The organism is Paucibacter sp. JuS9, from assembly GCF_044043925.2.
Taxonomy (GTDB): domain Bacteria; phylum Pseudomonadota; class Gammaproteobacteria; order Burkholderiales; family Burkholderiaceae_C; genus JAUASW01.
This window is the reverse complement of sequence record NZ_CP194172.1, coordinates 1,417,882-1,435,594: the sequence shown is the minus strand read 5'-3', so window position 1 is coordinate 1,435,594 and position 17,713 is coordinate 1,417,882. Positions and strand designations below refer to the sequence as shown.

The following is a 17,713-nucleotide window of genomic DNA, read 5'->3' as shown; positions in this document are numbered from 1 at the left end:
GCACTGAAAAACGCTCTCAACAAAGGCAGACGCGCAGAGGCCCGCAAAGGCAAAAGCCCGCACCAAGAAACTCGATGCGGGCTTGCTTTGAACCATCTTGGTCGGAGTACAAGGATTCGAACCTTGGACCCCCTGCTCCCAAAGCAGGTGCGCTACCAGGCTGCGCTACACTCCGACAAGACAGCCATTCTAGCCTGATTCCACGAGCCTTCCGTCCGAAGTGATGAAAGCAGTGCGAATATTTTCTCCGGGCTGCAGCGCGAGAACCGCACGACGGTAACGCCGAAGCTGTTCGACATAGTCCGGATTTCGCTCCGGCACCGGGTTCAACTTGTAGTCGAGCACCCACCAGGTCTTGTCGATCGTGCAGACCAGCCTGTCGATGCGCTGGTCCATGCCATCGAGGCTCACGGCCACTTCGTTGCCTGCCCACAAGAGCTGATCTGCCGCGAAGAACGGCGCGCATTCCTTGCTTTGAAGAATCGCCGTGGCACTGCGCTCCAGCGCCTGGGTCCGCTTGGCATCAAGCCCATACATCTGGGCCGCACTGGCCAACAAGCGAGGCAAGGCTTGCGGCGCCGGTCCGCTGGCCCACTCGAGCACGCGATGCAGGGCTTCACCGAGCGCCGCGCTGGCGGCGTCTTCGGCCTCACCGCCGGACTGGACACGCGGCGGCGGCAGCGGCGGCGCGGCAGGCAGCTCCAGGCACTGTGCAGGCTGCGCTTCTCCTTTCATTGGCGCGTCGGAATCCGGCTGCCATTGGACCGACAAGGCCTGCAATCGCCCCCACCACGTGGCCTGGCTGCTCGCCCGCAACGCAGGCGTGCGGCTCAGTACAAGGCGGGAGCGCGCTCGCGTCATCGCCACATAAAGCGCATTGAGTTCTTCGCGCTGCCGCTGCGTGCGTTCCTCATCCAGCAGGGCTTGCAATGCAGGCGGTGCCTTGCTCTCAGAGGCCAGAAAGGCGACGCGCGTGGGATGACTGGCATGCACGGGCCAATCGATCAGCAGCGTCGCACTCTCGGCGCGCGCGGGGCCGGCTTCAGCATCAAGCAGGAACACGACCTCGGCTTCCAAGCCCTTGGCACCATGCACAGTCAACAGCTGCACGGCCTCGCTCTCGACCGGCGCACTCAACTTCAGCGCCCTGCTCTTCAAGGCACGCACAAAGCCGTAGAGGCTGGCGTAGCGGCCACCATCGAGGTCAAGCGCCAGGGCGATCAGAGCCTCGATTGCATGGACCCGAGAGCGCCGCTCAGAGGGGGGGACCACGGCCAGCAAGCGCGGCAGCAGTTCGCCCTCATGGGCGATCTGGTCGAGCAGCTCATGCGGGCTGCAGCGGCCCGCACGGGCCGACCAGGCGGCCAGCAGGCGGGCCGCGCGCGGCAGCGCTTCGCCGGGCGCAGGGTCAGTGTCGCCAGAGTGCAGCGCGCTCCACCAACTGCCGTCAAAGTTCTCCGCTTGATCGGCCAGCCACAACAGGTCTTCTTCGCTCGCGCCAAACAGCGGGCTGCGCAGCGCGTGGGCGAGCGACAGCTTGTGGCCGGACGAAGCCAGCACATCCAAGAGCGCAAGCAGGTCGCGCACATCGGGCGAATCGAGCAAGGCCTGGTCTTCAGGCGCGGCATGCGCGATGCCCGCGGCCTTCAGCGCCTGGGCCAGCACGCGCAGCGGCTCGCGCTTGCGGGCCAGCACGAAGATCTGGCCCGGTCGCAATTCGCCTCGACCCAGCAACTCGGCAATCGCCGCGACGACAACCTGCGCCTCAGCCGCGCGACGGTGCAACTCAGCTTCCCGGCGCGCCTCACTCAATGACGGCCGCCAACGCGATACGGCATGAGCATCATCCTTGTCGGCTGCCGCGGCGATGACATCGAGATGGAACAGCCCATCGAGTGCGCCCGGCGCCGCGACTTCGGTCGTGTGCGCGCGGAAATCCGGATACTGCAGCGCCGCCCGAGCCGACTCGAACACCTCGTTGACGGCAATCAGCACCGGCAAGCAATTGCGCCGCGTGTGATCACAGGCCAGCACCGCGCCGCTCAGGGCCTGCTGCACAAATTCGCGGGCGGCCGCGAACACGCGCGGCTCGGCTCGGCGGAAGCGGTAGATGCTTTGCTTGGGGTCGCCCACGATGAAGACAGCAGGCGCATTGGCCCCGGCGCCAGCATAGGAAGCAAGCCATCCGTAGAGCGCATGCCATTGCAAGGGGCTGGTGTCCTGGAACTCGTCGATCAGCAGATGGCGAACCTGCGCGTCCAGCCGCTGCTGCACCCAGCCGGAGAGCTGTGGGTCAGCCAGCAACGCCAGCGCGCCGCGCTCGAGGTCATTCATGTCGACCAGGCCGCGTTGGCGCTTGATGCGTTCGAACTCCTTGATCAGGACCAGCGCCAGGCGCGACATGCGGCGATGGTCTTCCCGCGCTCGATGCTGGGCGCGGGCGCGAGCCAGCCGCTCGAGCTCATCCATGCAGGCCGCGATCTCGGGGTCGTCGCCCAGGCCCTTGCGCGGCTCGTCCTTGGCTGTGAAAAGCGCAGCCCAGACGCCGCCGAATGCAGCCTCATCGATTGTCTGCGCCAGCCCTTGTTCGATCTGGCCTGCGGCAGTACGCGACTTGGCGCCCTTGGCCGCGCCCAGCAGCAAGGCCAGGTCGGCCAGCCGCTGGCGCAGGCCAGCAAACCTCTGCAAGGGGTCGTCCAGACCAGCGAACTCGGGGCCGATGGCCTCCGCGCCCGGCATGCCGTCCATCAGCGCAGCTTCAGCCAGACGCAGCTCGACTCGCTTGTCGAAGGCCGACTCCAGCCAGCGCTGCAAGCTGTTGCGGCCGCGCTCGGAGACCAGCGATTGATAGTCGGACAGCAGCGCCGCATCGGCGAGCACCGTCGTATTGAAGCGCTGCCAGAGCTGCGGCAAGAGCTCGCTCTCGTCTTCCAGCAATTGCAGCTCGGCCGAAATTCCCTCACGCTGCAAGAGCTCCAGCGGCGCCACGCGCAGGAGCTGCGCGAACCAGGCGTGGAAGGTGCGGATCTCGACCGAGCGACCTTGACTCAGCAGCCGCTCCTGCAATCCGGCAAGCATGGGCTCGGTAGCGCGCGCTTCGTCAGCCGACATGCCGCGCGCGATCAATTCATCAATGCGACGCTCGGCGCTGCAATGCGAGAACTCTCGCAGCCATTCGGACAGGCGCTGGCGCATCTCGCCGGCGGCCTTGCGGGTGAAGGTGATTGCCACGATGTCCTGCGGCGCCACGCCGTCCAGCAAGGCGCGCAGGATGCGTGAGACGAGCATCCAGGTCTTGCCGGCGCCGGCGCAAGCCTCGACCACCACGCTGCGGCGCGGGTCGCAGGCAGTTGCATAGAAGCGGCTGCGCTCGACTTGGCGACCGTCGACGGTATAGGCGGCTTGCATCACAAGGCCTCCTCAGACCAGTCGTCGCGCCGGCACAGTCCACGCATCTCGCAGAAGCCGCAGGCCCTGCCTTCGCCGAGCGCCGGCAATGGCGCGCCCTGCTCCATGGCCAGCAGGTCCTGTTCAAGCCCATTCAGCAGCAATGCCGCACTCTGTTCGACTTCCGCATGATTCACGGCAACAATGCCGCTGCTGTCGTCCAGCGCCAGGTATAGCGCCTGCAGCATCGCGCCTGAATCGCGCATCAAGGCTGCGTAGACAGCCAGTTGGGTGTCTTCGGGCGGCCGCGCCACTTTCTCTTTCAGGCGAGCCGCGCTGCCGGTCTTGTAGTCGATCAGCAAGAGTGAGCCATCGGCCTGTCGATCGATCCGATCGAGCCGGCCTCGCAAGACCAGGGGCGCCAGCGCATGGCTGGCGTCGGCCCAAGGCTGGAGCTCGCGCGACTGCTCGCCGGCTTCGTACTGCGCACCAGCGGCTTCGTGCGCGGCCAGCCATTCAAGATAGCGAACGGCAAAGCGGTCAAAGCTGGAGCGGTAAGGCAAAAACTCGGCCGGCGCCAGATCTTTTGCCAGCTCATCGGCCAACTTTGTCAGCAGCTCAGCATCGGGCTGCTCGCCGCGTTGCTCATGAAACCGATGAAGGAGCGCATGCAGCCAACTGCCGTAGTCGCTCTTGTCCAACTCGGCTTCCAGCTCGGGCGAATCCTGCAGCTTGAGCTGAACACGGGCGAAGAACTGGTACGGGCAATCTCGCAAGGATTCGATGGCACTGGCCGACAAGCTCGCCGGCACCCGCCCCGGCGCCTGCGCCGCGGCACGGCCCTGTGGCCGAGGAGCGATCTCCGTCGCGGCACGCGGATCAGACCAGACTTGCATGCCGGCAAGACCCGCCTGCTGCAGGGCCATTGACAGGCGATCCAGCAAAGGGCTTGCGGCCAGCGGCTCGCTGCCTTGGCGGGTACAGCGCAGCAGCGTCAACGCATCGGCTCGCAGCAGCTGCGCGAAGGCCAGGGCGCTGGCCTCGCGGCGCTGCTGCAGGCTTGGCAGGCCCAGTCGCGTGGCCAGGCGATCGCTGATCAGCGCCGGCCCGGCCGTGGCTGCGCCCAGCTGCGCATCAGCGCCCGGCAAGACGATGGCGCCGAAGGGTCGCAACATCGCCCGCGCCAAAGGCGTGACGATCACCTGCGCCTGATCGGGCGCCGGTGGCAGGTACTGCTGGGCTTCGAGCGTCTGGTCTATCCAGGCCAGGAAACCGGCATGGTCCAGCTCGGTGTTCAGCAGCATGTGCTCATGCGCGCTTCCGGGCCAGGGCTGGCGCTGCAGCCACAGGGCATCCAGCAAGGCCTGGCCGGCATCCAGCGCCAGCAGCGGCTCGTCGGCCTGCAGTCGCTGCAGCAGTTGCTTCAAGCCATCGAGCCAGTCTTGCAGGCTGCGCTCGGCAGGGCCCTCGGTGAACTGACGCACCGCGCTGCGAGCCAGGCGCCAAAGGCTGAGGCTTGCTTCGCTCAAGTCATCAAAGCGCACCGATTGCGGCGTGCGCCAGCCGCGCTTGCGGCACAGCGCCTCCAGAGCTGGCAAGGCCTGCTCGTCGAGATGGCCGCGCAACTGCCGGCAGGGTTCGCTCTTCAATAGCGCCAGCCATTCATCCAGGCTTGCTTGCGCAGAGCAGGCGCGCAAGAGGCTCATCAAATGGGCGGCAGCCGGCGAGGTCGCCAGCGTCCAGCCGGTTTCATCGGCCAGGCCCACGCCACGGCGCTCCAGCAGTGCTCGCACACGGCGCAACAGCACGCGGTCTTGCGCAATCAGCGCGACCGGCGCACGCCCGGCATGGAGGTGAGCGAGCACCGATGCAGCGCTGCATTGCGCCAGGTCTTCGAAGTCTTCACACAAGGCCTGTTCAAGGAGCGCCGGTGCATGGGCGACCTCGTCCAGAGCCACATCGGCGATCAAGGCCAGCGCGGGAATGCCGCGCTCGGCAGCGCGGCGCAACAGCGCCTGCGCCAGGGGATCGGCGCCGCCGGCCTGCAACACGATCCATGCGCTTGGGCGGAGATCGAACAGCACATCAGTGGCAGCCGGGCGGGCGTCTGAAGCGGCCCATTCCAGCGCCACCTGGGCCAGCGCCGACTCGAAGCGGCCCGGCGTTTCAGCCTGCACGGCGATCCGCGCCTCGGCCCAGAAGGCCTCGCGCTGCTGCGGCGCCCGCTGATGGGCCGCCCGCAACAGCTGTTGCGCCGCTTCCACCAAACGATCAACTGCGAGATCGAATGCGCGGCCATCCTGGCGCCGCAAGGCCTGCGCCCAGCTCTGCTGGGCCAGCAAGGCCTTGGCGCTCAAGGCGTCGATGGCCGCATCAAACGTGATCTGCAGGGCCTCAGCCAGGCCGGAAGGCGCCAGCGCGGAAGCCAGGCTGTGGGTGGTTTCAACGCGCGGCAGCCAGCTCCCCTGCTGCATCCAGGCGCGCCGTGCCGGCGCCAGGTGCTGGGCAAACGGGAGTATCAGCACGGCGTCGCGGGATTGCAGGCCGCGCTCGGTCAACCAGCGGCCAGCCTGTTCGGCGACCCGGGACCAGATCGTCGCCGCCCCGTGCCGCGCATCCAGCGGCAGGCAGGTCACGCTGCTGGCGCCGTCCCTTTCAGCCTCTCTCAGACCGTCCATTCTTCCCCTTGCCCCTCTGCCCTGAGGGCCTCAGACCTTTGTGTCAGAATCATTGTGCATTGAACCCCGGCCGGCTCGGCCCGCCCAAGGACATTCCATGAGCAGCGAACTGATCAAACATATTTCCGATGCATCCTTCGATGCCGATGTGCTCCAGGCCGACAAAGCGGTGCTGGTCGACTACTGGGCCGAATGGTGCGGCCCCTGCAAGATGATTGCCCCGATCCTGGACGACGTGTCCAAGGACTATCAGGACAAGCTGCAGATCACCAAGATGAATGTGGACGAGAACCGCGAAGTGCCGGCCAAGTTCGGCATCCGCGGCATCCCGACCCTGATGCTGTTCAAGGGCGGCCAGCTCGCCGCCACCAAGGTTGGCGCACTTTCCAAGGCCCAGTTGACGGCCTTCCTGGACGCCAATCTATAATTCGCTCCAACCTGTCGCCGCGAGGCACTCGCCAGAGTCCACCTCGCAGCGACAGCAGAACTGCCAACACGCCCCTCGCGGCGCGTGGACTCGGCGCCCAAGCTTCCCGTGTTTTTTGTGTGTTTGTGATGGTTCCTGCCGCGCAGTCCGTGCGGCCTGATTCCACAGACAGTGCTGGTCGCCGAAGTATTTGTCCCAAGGCTCTTGGCAGGGCCTTGCGACCACCCACCAGGGTTAATCCATGCATCTTTCCGAACTGAAAGCGCTTCACGTCTCGGCCCTGATCAAGATGGGCGAAGAGCTCGAGATCGACAACGTCGCCCGCCTGCGCAAGCAGGAGCTGATGTTCGCGATCATGAAGAAGCGCGCCAAGGCCGGCGAACAGGTGTTCGGCGACGGCGTGCTCGAAGTGCTGCCCGACGGCTTCGGCTTCCTGCGCTCCATCGAAGCCAGCTACATGGCTTCGACCGACGACATCTACCTGTCTCCGAGCCAGATCCGCCGCTTCAACCTCCACACCGGCGACATGATCGAAGGTGAAGTGCGCGTCCCGAAGGACGGCGAGCGCTACTTTGCCCTCGTCAAGGTCGACCGCGTGAACGGCTCGACGCCCGAGGAGAGCAAGCACAAGATCATGTTCGAGAACCTGACCCCGCTGTTCCCCAAGGAACAGTTCAGGCTCGAGCGCGACATCAAGGGCGACGAGAACACGGTCGGCCGCATCATCGACCTGATCGCGCCCATCGGCAAAGGCCAGCGCGCCCTGCTGGTGGCCCAGCCCAAGACCGGCAAGACGGTGATGATGCAGCACCTGGCGCATGCGCTGGTGGCGAACCATCCCGACTGCCACCTGATCGTGCTGCTGGTCGATGAGCGTCCGGAAGAAGTGACCGAAATGCTGCGCACCGTGCGCGGCGAGGTCATCTCCTCCACCTTCGACGAACCGGCCGCGCGCCACGTGCAGGTCGCCGAAATGGTGATCGAGCGCGCCAAGCGCCTGGTCGAAATGAAGAAGGACGTGATCATCCTGCTGGACTCGATCACCCGCCTGGCCCGCGCCTACAACAACGTCCTGCCCTCCTCCGGCAAGGTGTTGACCGGCGGTGTGGATGCCAACGCGCTGCAGCGCCCCAAGCGCTTCTTCGGTGCGGCCCGCAATGTCGAGGAAGGCGGCTCGCTGACCATCATCGGCACCGCGCTGATCGACACCGGCAGCCGCATGGACGAAGTGATCTATGAAGAGTTCAAGGGCACCGGCAACTGCGAAATCCATCTGGACCGTCGCATGGCCGAGAAGCGCGTCTACCCTTCGATCCTGATCAACAAGTCCGGCACCCGCCGCGAGGAGCTGCTCCTGAAGCCAGAGATCCTGCAGAAGAGCTGGATCCTGCGCAAGCTGCTCTACAACATGGACGAGATCGAGGCGATGGAATTCATCCTCGACAAGATGAAGGCCTCCAAGAACAACCACGACTTCTTCGACATGATGCGTCGCGGTGGGTAAGTGGGGACCGAGGACATGCCCTGCGGCATGTCCAACGCCTCACGAACGCCAGCTCGCGTCCTGCGCGAGCCGGCCGGGTCGTTGAGGAGTAGCCTTCAAACGCCACCTCAGGGTGGCGCTTTGCATTTTTAGGCTACAATCCGCGTTTTTCCGCCGCCAGAAAGTGCGCTCGCATGGTGCGAACGTGGCTCCCGGCACTGAAACAGCTACGGCGAAGAGGTTCCCATGAAAGACGGCATTCACCCCAACTACCGCGACGTGGTCTTCGTCGACCAGTCCAACGGCTTCCAATTCGTGACGCGTTCGACCGTCTCGACCAAGGACACGATCGAGATCGACGGCAAGACCATGCCGCTGGTCAAGCTGGAAACCACCAGCGAATCGCACCCGTTCTACACGGGTCAGCAAAAGAGCATCGACAACCTGGGCGGCCGCGTCGAGAAGTTCCGCAACAAGTTTGCACGTCTTGGCACCCCGGCCAAGAAGTAAAAAGCTGCTGCTTCGGCAGCAACACAAGAAAGGCAGCCACCAGGCTGCCTTTTTTTATTCCACACCAAACTCCGGCATGATCCTGCCCACAACAACAAGAGCCCTGTAGACGCGTGAACCTGCCCACCCCCGCCATCGTGGCCGAACGCGGCGCGCAACGACTGCCCCGCCTGGCCCTCTTGCTGCTCTGCGCGGCTTATGTGCTGCCCGGCCTGTTCGGCCGTGACCCCTGGCGCAATGCGGACCTGACCGCTTTCGGCTTCATGGCCAGCATCGCCCAGGGCCACGCGCCCTGGTGGGAACCTGCCATCGCCGGCATTCCCGCCGAAGGCGGCCCGCTGCCATTCTGGCTCGGGGCGCTGGCCATCAAGGCCCTGCCCTTCCTGGACCCGGCCCTGGCCGCACGCCTGCCTTTTGCGGCGGTGCTGCTGCTGGTCTTCACGCTGGTCTGGTACAGCACCTTTCATCTGGCCCGCACCGAGGCTGCACAACCGGTCGCATTCGCCTTCGGCGGCGAAGCCCAGGCGACCGACTACGCCCGCGCCATGGCCGATGGTGCCCTGCTGGCACTGATGGCCAGCCTGGGCCTCTTGATGCTGGGTCACGAAACCACGCCAGAGCTCTTGCAGCTGCTGGCTTGCGCAATCTATCTCTACGGCCTCGCCGTCGCCCCGTACAACGCCTGGAAAGCGCGGCTCGCGGTGCTGCTCTCGCTGCCAATGCTGGCGGCCAGCGGTGCGCCCGCCGTGGCCATGCTTTATGCAGGCCTGGGCGCCTGGCTGTGCCAACGCTCCAGCTACGACGATGTGCGCGGCCTGACGCTGTGGGTGCTGGGCGCCGGCCTCCTGAGCGCCTTGTCGGCCTGGACCTTCAACGCCTGGGCCTGGCGCGTCGACATGCCAGGCACTGCAGAGTTCGGTCTCGAGCTGCTGAGCCAGTTCGGCTGGTTCTGCTGGCCGGCCTGGCCGCTGGCCCTGTGGACACTGTGGCGCTGGCGTCATCACTGGCCGCGCCGGCATATCCTGCTGCCACTGATCGTGTTTGCCGTCCCCATGGCCGCGTCCATTGCCATGAACGGTTCGGACCGCGCCTTGCTGCTTTGCCTGCCGCCACTGGCCTTGCTCGCCGCCTTTGCGCTGCCCACGCTCAAGCGCAGCTTCGCAGCGGCCGTGGACTGGTTCTCGGTCTTCTTCTTCAGCGCCGTCGCGCTGTTCTTCTGGGCCTATTACCTGTCGATGCAGCAAGGTTGGCCGCCCAAATTGCTGGCCAATCTGCAACGTCTGGCCCAGGGCTTCGAACCGAGTTTCCATCCGGTGGCCTTGCTCGTTGGCGCCGCCGCCACCCTGGCCTGGCTGGCCCTGGTGCGCTGGCGCACTTCGCGCCACCAGCATGCGGTGTGGAAGAGTCTGGCTTTGCCGGCCGGCGGTGTCACGCTGGCCTGGCTGTTGGCCATGACGCTGATGCTCCCGCCGCTGGATTACGCGCGCAGCAACCGCCCCCTGATCGAGCGCCTGCGCGCGCAACTGCCCACCACGGTCAATTGCATCGCTGCGCCCGGCCAGGCCATGTCCTTGCTGGCGGCCCTGGAGTTCCAGGGCGGCTGGCGGGTCGATGCGCGAAGGCCGCTGGTGGTGACCCAGTGCACGCATGCACTGCGCTACGTACAGGGTCAGGAAGCGCCGCCTGCCGGCTGGCGTTTGCTGGCTCGGGTGAAGCGGCCCACCGATAGGGGCGAACAGGGCTACTTGCTGCTGGCCCGCCAGTAGCCAAGCACAGCTTCAGGCCTTCAAATGCTCGGCGGACACTGGCTCGGCCGTTGCGGCACGCACCCGCGCTGCCGGGAACTGCAGCTTGAAGCGACTGCCCTTGCCCACTTCGCTTTCGATCAGCAACGCGCCACCATGGCGCTGCGCCACATGCTTGACGATGGACAGGCCCAGGCCTGTGCCACCGCTCTCGCGTGAGCGGCTGCCGTCCACGCGATAGAAGCGCTCGGTCAATCGCGGCAGATGCTCGCGCGCTATGCCGGGGCCGGTGTCAGCCACACAGAGCTCCCCCGAGCCATCGGCCAGCAGGCGCCAATGCACGTCGATGCCGCCGCCCTCCGGCGTGTAGCGGACCGCGTTCGATACGAGGTTGCCGATCCCGCTGAGCAGTTCGCCCTCCACGCCGGCCAGCTCGGCCAGGGTATCCGCCACCACCGTGACGCGATGCCGTCCATGCGACAAGGCAAGGGCATCGCTGCGGATGCGCTGCAGCAGGCCGTCCAGGCTGACCCAGCGGTCCGATGTCGGGCGCGGGCTGCCTTCGAGCTGCGCCAGCGTCAGGAGATCGGCCACCAGCGTCTGCATGCGCTGCGTCTGCTGCTGCATCAGGCTCAGCACACGGCGGCGCTCGACTTCAGTGAGCGGCAGGCTGTCCATGGTCTCGATGAAGCCGGCCAGCACGGTCAGCGGCGTGCGGATCTCGTGCGAGACATTGGCCACGAAATCACGCCGCATCGAATCGGCCCGCTCTCGCTCGGTCACGTCGACCGTCAGGATCAGCTTGCGGCCCTCGCCATAGCTGCGCACCACCACCGACAAACTGCCGCGGCCGCGTGAGCTGCCGGCCAGCAGCAGCGGCTCCTGGTAGTCGGCAGCCTGCAGGTAGGCGACAAAGGTCGGCGCCCGCACGAGGTTGGTGATGCGCTGCTGCAGGTCGCGATGAGGGTCGAGCGAGAAATGGTCTGCCGCCACATGGTTGCACCACTGGATCTGGTCGTTCGCGTCCAGTATCAGCACACCGTTGGGCGAGGCTTCGATGGCGGACAGAAACTGGCCCAGCCACAAGCGCTCGCGAGCCAGGGCATGCTCGCGCTGACGCAAGGCACGCTCGACTCGGTAGCCGATCTCGCCCCAGAAGCCTCGGTCGCGCGGCGCGGCCTGCTGCTGCGAACCGCGCAGCCATTCCATCAGGCGATGCGCGCGCAGCGAGTCGAACAGGGTCAGCAGGCCGACCGCCGTGCCGGCACCGAGCAACTCGGCCACCAAGGGCGTGGCGAATTCATGGCCCGCCCACCAGCCCACAAGGCTGCCGGCGGCCAGCGCCACGATGATCAATACCAGGCGGGCAAAGAACCAGCTCAAGTCGGCATCCTCAGTGTCTTTGTCTTCAGCTGGACAGCGCCGTCTGCTGCTGGGTCAGGCGGTAGCCGGCCCCGCGCACGGTCTCGATCATGCGCTGGCAATGCACTTTCTCGAGGGCCTCGCGCAAGCGCTTCACATGCACATCCACGGTGCGCTCCTCGATGAACACATGGTCGCCCCAGACCCGGTCCAACAACTGCGAACGGCTGTGCACACGCTCCGGATGCGTCATGAAGAAATGCAGCAGGCGGAACTCGGTCGGACCCAGCTTGACCTCGGTGCCATCGCGGCTCACGCGGCGGGTGCCCGGGTCGATGCTCAGGCCACCAACTTCAACCACGGCATCAAGCGCCTCGGGCGCGCGGCGCCGCAAGACAGCGCGGATGCGGGCCAGCAGCTCGTTGGTCGAGAACGGCTTGGTCAGGTAGTCGTCGGCACCAGCGTCCAGGCCCGCGATCTTGTCCATCTCGTCAGCGCGCGCGGTCAGCATGATGACCGGCAGCTCCTTGGTGCGCGAGCTGCTGCGCCATTGGCGAGCGAGGGCCACGCCGCTCTGGCCCGGCAGCATCCAGTCCAGCACCACCAGCTCGGGCAGCATGCGGTCCACCTCGTACTGGGCCTGATCGGCGCTGGCCGCCAGGGTCACTTCAAAGCCTGCGTGACGCAGGTTGATGGAGATCAGCTCGGCGATGGCCGATTCGTCTTCCACCACCAAAATTCGGCTACTCATTGTCTAGCTCCAATTCCTGCGGGACGAGCGCCGGGCCGCTCCCAAGCCGGCCCGCATCCCCTCGGGAGATCGGCCGACGTACTCGTCGGCCAAGGGGTCCCATGACTACCTCACCATGGTTTCGACGGCCTCGGGCGTGTTGTGACGCACGTCCGTGCCCTTGACCACGTAGATGATGACCTCGGCCAGGTTCTTGGCATGGTCGCCCACGCGCTCGATGGCCTTGGCCACGAACACCAGGTCGATCGACGACGAGATCGTGCGAGGGTCTTCCATCATGTAGGTGATCAGCTTGCGCAACAGGCCATCGAATTCCTTGTCGATCTGGTCGTCCTGCTTCAGCACTTCCAGCGCCTTCTCGACGTCGAGCCGCGCGAAGGCATCGAGTGCCTTGCGCAGCAGTGCGACGGCCAGCTCGGCTTCGAAGGCCAGGTCCGACATCGGCAGGCGCAGGCGGCTCGAAACGCCGGCATTGATCAGGCGCTGCACCGTACGGGCCACGCGGGCCGCTTCGTCGCCCACACGCTCCAGATTGGCAATCGCCTTGGAGATGGCGATCAGGAGACGCAAGTCGCGCGCCGTGGGTTGGCGGCGGGCAATGATGGTGGAGAGATCGCGGTCGATCTCGACCTCCATCGCGTTGACCTTCTCTTCGGTCTGCAAGACGCTGCTGGCCAGCTCACCGCTGAACTGCACCAGCGCCTCGACGGCCTGGGCCACTTGAGACTCGACCATGCCGCCCATCTCGAGCACACGGGTGGAAATGCCGCTCAGCTCGGCATCGAATTGGGTAGAAAGGTGCTTGTCGCTCATCTTCTATCTCCCTCAATCAGCCGAATCGGCCGGTGATGTAATCTTCGGTGTCCTTGCGCTTGGGCTTCATGAACAAGTCGCCCGTGGGGCCGAACTCGATCAGGTCACCCAGGTACATATAGGCCGTGTAGTCCGAGCAGCGTGCGGCCTGCTGCATGTTGTGCGTGACGATGGCGACCGTGTAATCGCTCTTGAGCTCATGAATCAGCTCCTCGATCTTGCCGGTCGAGATCGGGTCCAGCGCCGAGCATGGTTCGTCGAGCAGCAGGATCTCGGGCTTGATCGCAATGCCGCGCGCAATGCACAGGCGCTGCTGCTGGCCGCCGGAGAGGCCGGAGCCGCTCTGGTTGAGCTTGTCTTTCACCTCGGTCCAGAGCGCGGCCTTCTTCAGGGCCCACTCGACGCGCTCGTCCATCTCGACGCGCGGCAGCGTCTCGAACAGGCGCACGCCGAAAGCGATGTTGTCGTAGATCGACATCGGGAACGGCGTCGGCTTCTGGAACACCATGCCGATCTTGGCGCGGATCAGGGAGACGTCTTCGCGGCTCGCGAGGATGTCCTCGCCGTCCAGCAGGATCTGGCCCTCGGCGCGCTGCTCCGGGTAGAGCTCGAACATCCGGTTCAGCGTACGCAGCAAGGTGGACTTGCCGCAGCCGCTGGGGCCGATGAAGGCAGTGACCTTCTTCTCGGGAATGTCCAGGTTGATGCTCTTCAGCGCGTGGAAGCTGCCGTAATAGAAATTCAGGTTGCGCACCGAGAGCTTGGCCCGCTCGGCGACCGGCATGTTGACTTTTGCATCCATGGTAGGGAGTCCAGGTTAATGCTTGTTCTTGAATAGCACGCGCGCCAGGATATTGAGCAGCAGCACGCCAATGGTGATGATGAAAACCCCAGCCCAAGCGAGCTTCTGCCAGTTTTCATAAGGGCTCATCGCGAACTTGAAGATCGTGACCGGCAAGCTCGCCATCGGCGCCCCCAGGTCTGAAGTCCAGAACTGGTTGGAAAGGGCCGTGAACAGCAGCGGCGCGGTCTCGCCAGAGATGCGTGCCAACGCCAGCAGGATGCCGGTCAGAACGCCCGCACGAGCGGCCTTCAAGGTCACGGAAAGAATCACCTTCCACTTCGGCGTACCAAGCGCGTAAGCCGCCTCGCGCAAGGCATTCGGGATCAGGCTCAGCATGTTCTCTGTCGTTCGGATCACGACCGGAATCACGATAAGCGCAAGCGCCAGGATGCCGGCCAAGCCGGAGAAGCTCTTCATCCGCGTGACGACCACAGCGTAAATGAACAGTCCGATCACGATTGACGGCGCAGACAGCAAGATGTCGTTGATGAAGCGCACTGCGGCACCCAGCCTGCTCTTCTGGCCGTACTCGGCAAGGTAGACCCCGGCCAGGATGCCAATCGGCGTGCCGAGCAAGGTGGCCAGGCCGACCATCACGGTCGAGCCGAAGATTGCGTTGGCCAGGCCACCGGTGTCTGCCTGCGGCGGCGGCGTCATCTCGGTGAAGGTTGCCCAGGCAATCCCCCCCATCCCAAGGCGCACTGTCTCGAACAGTATCCACAACAGCCAGAACAGACCGAAGGCCATCGCGGCCAGCGACAGGGTCAACGCGATCGCATTGACCCGCTTGCGTTTGGCATGCATGGCCAACCGCTTGGCATCCATGGATGTGGTGGTGGCGCTCATGAACGCGTCCCCTCGTTCTTCTTGAGTTGCGACAACAACAGCTTGGAGCAGGCCAGCACCACGAAGGTGATAAAGAACAGCACCAAGCCAAGATAGATCAGCGAGGCCTGATGCAGCCCCTCACCGGCTTCGGCGAACTCATTGGCCAGGGCCGACGTGATGCTGTTGGCGGCCTCGAACACGGACAGCGAGTTCAGCTGATTCATGTTGCCAATCACGAAGGTGATCGCCATGGTCTCACCAAGGGCGCGACCCAGCCCCAGCATGACCCCGCCGACCACACCGGTCTTCGTATAGGGCAGCACCACCTTCCAGACCACCTCCCAGGTGGTGGCACCAAGGCCGTAGGCACTTTCCTTCAGCATCGGAGGCGTGACCTCAAACACGTCCCGCATCACCGACGCGATGAAGGGAATGATCATGATGGCCAGGATGATGCCGGCCGACAGGATGCCGATGCCTACCGGTGGGCCGGAAACGAAGGCCCCCAGGACAGGCACACCGGTCAGCAGCGCCTGCAGTGGTTGCTGGACGTAGGTTGCCAAGATGGGCCCGAACACCAGCAAGCCCCACATGCCGTAAACGATTGAAGGCACCGCAGCGAGCAGCTCAACCGCCACGCCAAGCGGCCGGCGCAACCAATTGGGTGACAGCTCTGTCAGAAACAAGGCAATGCCAAAGCTCACAGGCACGGCGATAAACAACGCGATGAACGATGTCATCAGCGTGCCGTAGATCATCACCAGGCCGCCAAACTTCTCCTGCACCGGATCCCATTCGCTGGTCCACAGGAAGCCGAGCCCGAACTCGCGGATTGCCGGGGCCGCACCGATCAGCAGCGACACGATGATGCCCACCATCAGGGCCAGCGTCAGCCAGGCGGCCCCGTGGGCCAGAAGCGAAAACACCGCATCAGCCCAGGGGGCGACGCGACGACGCGGCTGCGGGCTGCCTTGAGGCTGCACCCGGATCGCAGAACGTTCGTCGGACTCGAAGTTGTTGGCTGGGAGTATTGCGGCCACGAGGCCTCCTGAAAGTCAGGCTTTGAAAAATGGGTGGCAAATTCGACAACAGCCCGGCAGTGCTGACTGCCGGGCCGTGACTTTGCTCAGTTCAACGTCACTTGTAGGCAATGGCCTTGCCGGAAGCGTCCTTCAAATTGTCGGCCCACAGCTTGCGGACCAACGTCTTGACGCTGTCGGGCAGCGGCACATAGTCCAGATCGTCGGCCATCTTGTCGCCATTGCCGTAAGCCCAATCAAAGAACTTGAGGGCAGCGGCACCGCTGGCCGGCTTCTCCTGGGTCTTGTACATCAGGATGTAGGTCGGATTGGTCAGGGGCCAGGCGTCCTTGCCGGGTTGCTCGGTCGTGATCTGATAGAACGACTTGGCCCAATCAGCGCCCGCCGCAGCGGCCTTGAACGCGTTGTCATTGGGCGTCACGAAATGACCGTCCTTGTTGCGCATCAGCGTGTACGTCATCTTGTTCTGCTTGACGTATGCGTATTCGACATAGCCAATCGAATTCGGGAGGCGTTGCACGAAGGCGGCCACACCTTCATTGCCCTTGCCACCGGCACCGGTCGGCCAGTTCACCGCCGTGCCTTCGCCCACCTTGCTCTTCCATTCTTCATTCACCTTGGAAAGGTAGTTCGTGAAGATGAACGAGGTGCCCGAGCCGTCTGCGCGACGAACCACGGCAATGGGAGCGTCCGGCAAAGGCACACCCGGATTCAGGGCGGTGAGCGCCGCATCGTTCCACTTGGTGATCTTGCCCAGGTAGATGTCACCCAGCACCTGGCCGGTCAACTTGATTTGACCCGGGGCGATACCCTTGATGTTGACCACAGGCACAACACCGCCAATCACCGTCGGGAACTGAACCATGCCGTCCTTGGCCAGGTCCTCATCCTTGATCGGCATGTCGGACGCGCCGAAATCGACCGTCTTGGCCTTGATCTGGCGAATGCCAGCACCCGAGCCGACCGACTGATAATTGATGCGCGCGCCGCTGGCCTTGTTGTAGGCATCAGCCCATTTGGCATAGATAGGTGCCGGGAAGGTCGCGCCGGCGCCGGTCACGTCCTGAGCTGCGACACTGTTCACGGCGGCGAGGCCGGCAGCAAGAAGGAAACCCTGGGCAAAGCGAGTGAGATTCATGGCTGACCTGTGACGGTGCTTGGTTGACGATGGTTGGCATCCTAGAAAGCCAATATGACAGCGTAGTGACATCGGTTGACAAGATCCAGCACTGATTCTGGATGGCGGCGAAACTGTCATATTCACTTCACTGCTCTGTCATATGCGCTTTCTACAGTCTCGCGCACCGGGCGCTGCGCCCTGCATCTGTGGAGACCGTCATGAAGAACCCGCTGTTCCGCCTCTTGTCCGCTGTCGCCCTCGCCGCTGGCCTGTCCGCCTGCGCCACCGCGCCCACGCCGGCACCGCTGACCGAGACCCTCGGCCGCGCCCCTCAATTGAGCACCTTCAACCGCCTGGTGGCCGAAGCCGGCCTGAGTGAGCAGCTGCGCGCCGCCGGCCCGCTGACGGTGTTCGCGCCCAGCGACGAAGCCTTCAAGGCCGTGCCGGCCAAGACTCTGGAAGCCCTTGTGGCCGACAAGGCCCAGTTGAAGGCCGTGTTGAGCTATCACATCGTGGCCGCCAAGCTGCCGGCCGCCGAAGTGCGCAACAGCAACCAGAAGACGCTGCAAGGCGGCACGATCGCCCTGGCCCGTGCCGGAGACTTCGTGACGGTTGACGAAGCCATGGTCCAGCAAGCCGACATCAATGCCACCAACGGCGTGGCCCATGTGCTCGACCGGGTGCTGATGCCGTCCAAGAAGTAAGTAGCTCAAGCCCAGGCACAA

The 17,713-nt window shown here is 64.7% G+C and carries 14 protein-coding genes and 1 tRNA gene; 5 read left to right on the top strand and 10 right to left on the bottom strand.

Annotated features, from left to right (window positions below):
* Positions 1-98: 98 nt before the first annotated feature.
* From ABT392_RS06410 to ABT392_RS06400, 3 genes are all read right to left on the bottom strand, one after another.
* Positions 99-175: transfer RNA gene (locus ABT392_RS06410), tRNA-Pro, on the bottom strand.
* A gap of 14 nt (positions 176-189) precedes the next feature.
* Entirely contained in the window at positions 190-3,408 is a 3,219-nt protein-coding gene (locus ABT392_RS06405; protein ID WP_464970936.1) for a UvrD-helicase domain-containing protein, read from the bottom strand.
* Entirely contained in the window at positions 3,408-6,065 is a 2,658-nt protein-coding gene (locus ABT392_RS06400) for a PD-(D/E)XK nuclease family protein (protein ID WP_395386287.1), read from the bottom strand. Before ABT392_RS06400 ends, ABT392_RS06405 begins: the two co-directional genes overlap by 1 nt.
* Positions 6,066-6,162: 97 nt before the next feature.
* On the opposite strand from ABT392_RS06400, the gene trxA reads away from it, so the two are divergent.
* The 4 genes from trxA (at position 6,163) to ABT392_RS06380 (ending at position 10,251) form a co-directional block, all read left to right on the top strand.
* Positions 6,163-6,492 (top strand): thioredoxin TrxA, encoded by a 330-nt coding sequence (gene trxA, locus ABT392_RS06395; RefSeq protein ID WP_334277058.1) that lies wholly within the window; start codon positions 6,163-6,165, stop codon positions 6,490-6,492.
* Between the two features lie 241 nt (positions 6,493-6,733).
* Entirely contained in the window at positions 6,734-7,996 is a 1,263-nt protein-coding gene (gene rho, locus ABT392_RS06390) for a transcription termination factor Rho (protein WP_282823080.1), read from the top strand.
* Between the two features lie 225 nt (positions 7,997-8,221).
* On the top strand, positions 8,222-8,485 hold the full coding sequence (locus tag ABT392_RS06385; RefSeq protein WP_334277059.1) for a type B 50S ribosomal protein L31: 264 nt from the start codon (positions 8,222-8,224) through the stop codon (positions 8,483-8,485).
* 113 nt (positions 8,486-8,598) lie between these two features.
* Positions 8,599-10,251, top strand: a complete 1,653-nt coding sequence (locus ABT392_RS06380; RefSeq protein WP_334277060.1) for a hypothetical protein — start codon at positions 8,599-8,601, stop codon at positions 10,249-10,251.
* 12 nt (positions 10,252-10,263) lie between these two features.
* On the opposite strand, the gene phoR is transcribed toward ABT392_RS06380, so the two are convergent.
* The 7 genes from phoR to pstS all read right to left on the bottom strand — a co-directional run bounded on the left by phoR (position 10,264) and on the right by pstS (position 17,006).
* The gene (phoR, locus tag ABT392_RS06375; RefSeq protein WP_395386288.1) at positions 10,264-11,613 is read right to left on the bottom strand and encodes a phosphate regulon sensor histidine kinase PhoR; all 1,350 of its coding nucleotides are present in this window, start codon (positions 11,611-11,613) and stop codon (positions 10,264-10,266) included.
* Between the two features lie 25 nt (positions 11,614-11,638).
* A complete protein-coding gene (gene phoB, locus ABT392_RS06370) occupies positions 11,639-12,343 on the bottom strand; it encodes a phosphate regulon transcriptional regulator PhoB (protein ID WP_334277062.1) in 705 nt (234 codons plus the stop codon).
* 105 nt (positions 12,344-12,448) lie between these two features.
* Entirely contained in the window at positions 12,449-13,156 is a 708-nt protein-coding gene (gene phoU, locus ABT392_RS06365) for a phosphate signaling complex protein PhoU (protein ID WP_334277063.1), read from the bottom strand.
* Positions 13,157-13,172: 16 nt separating this feature from the next.
* Positions 13,173-13,958 carry a phosphate ABC transporter ATP-binding protein PstB gene (gene pstB, locus ABT392_RS06360; RefSeq protein WP_334277064.1) on the bottom strand — a complete coding sequence of 262 codons (786 nt, stop codon included), beginning with the start codon at positions 13,956-13,958 and terminating at the stop codon, positions 13,173-13,175.
* Between the two features lie 15 nt (positions 13,959-13,973).
* Positions 13,974-14,846, bottom strand: coding sequence for a phosphate ABC transporter permease PstA (gene pstA / locus ABT392_RS06355; RefSeq protein ID WP_334277065.1), 873 nt, complete (start codon positions 14,844-14,846; stop codon positions 13,974-13,976).
* Positions 14,843-15,817, bottom strand: coding sequence for a phosphate ABC transporter permease PstC (gene pstC, locus ABT392_RS06350; RefSeq protein ID WP_334277366.1), 975 nt, complete (start codon positions 15,815-15,817; stop codon positions 14,843-14,845). Before pstC ends, pstA begins: the two co-directional genes overlap by 4 nt.
* A 148-nt stretch (positions 15,818-15,965) precedes the next feature.
* Complete coding sequence (gene pstS, locus ABT392_RS06345; RefSeq protein WP_334277066.1) at positions 15,966-17,006, bottom strand: phosphate ABC transporter substrate-binding protein PstS; 1,041 nt, start codon at positions 17,004-17,006, stop codon at positions 15,966-15,968.
* A 200-nt stretch (positions 17,007-17,206) separates the two neighbouring features.
* Between pstS and ABT392_RS06340 the strand changes: the two genes are divergently transcribed.
* Positions 17,207-17,692, top strand: a complete 486-nt coding sequence (locus tag ABT392_RS06340) for a fasciclin domain-containing protein (protein WP_334277067.1) — start codon at positions 17,207-17,209, stop codon at positions 17,690-17,692.
* The last annotated feature ends 21 nt before the right edge of the window (positions 17,693-17,713 follow it).

Coding starts and splice junctions, on each gene's coding strand:
- ABT392_RS06385 (WP_334277059.1), top strand. CDS start 8,222: ATGAAAGACGGCATTCACCCCAACTACCGCGACGTGGTCTTCGTCGAC.
- ABT392_RS06405 (WP_464970936.1), bottom strand. CDS start 3,408: ATGCAAGCCGCCTATACCGTCGACGGTCGCCAAGTCGAGCGCAGCCGC.
- ABT392_RS06340 (WP_334277067.1), top strand. CDS start 17,207: ATGAAGAACCCGCTGTTCCGCCTCTTGTCCGCTGTCGCCCTCGCCGCT.
- trxA (WP_334277058.1), top strand. CDS start 6,163: ATGAGCAGCGAACTGATCAAACATATTTCCGATGCATCCTTCGATGCC.
- pstA (WP_334277065.1), bottom strand. CDS start 14,846: ATGAGCGCCACCACCACATCCATGGATGCCAAGCGGTTGGCCATGCAT.
- phoU (WP_334277063.1), bottom strand. CDS start 13,156: ATGAGCGACAAGCACCTTTCTACCCAATTCGATGCCGAGCTGAGCGGC.
- pstS (WP_334277066.1), bottom strand. CDS start 17,006: ATGAATCTCACTCGCTTTGCCCAGGGTTTCCTTCTTGCTGCCGGCCTC.
- rho (WP_282823080.1), top strand. CDS start 6,734: ATGCATCTTTCCGAACTGAAAGCGCTTCACGTCTCGGCCCTGATCAAG.
- phoB (WP_334277062.1), bottom strand. CDS start 12,343: ATGAGTAGCCGAATTTTGGTGGTGGAAGACGAATCGGCCATCGCCGAG.
- pstB (WP_334277064.1), bottom strand. CDS start 13,958: ATGGATGCAAAAGTCAACATGCCGGTCGCCGAGCGGGCCAAGCTCTCG.
- ABT392_RS06400 (WP_395386287.1), bottom strand. CDS start 6,065: ATGGACGGTCTGAGAGAGGCTGAAAGGGACGGCGCCAGCAGCGTGACC.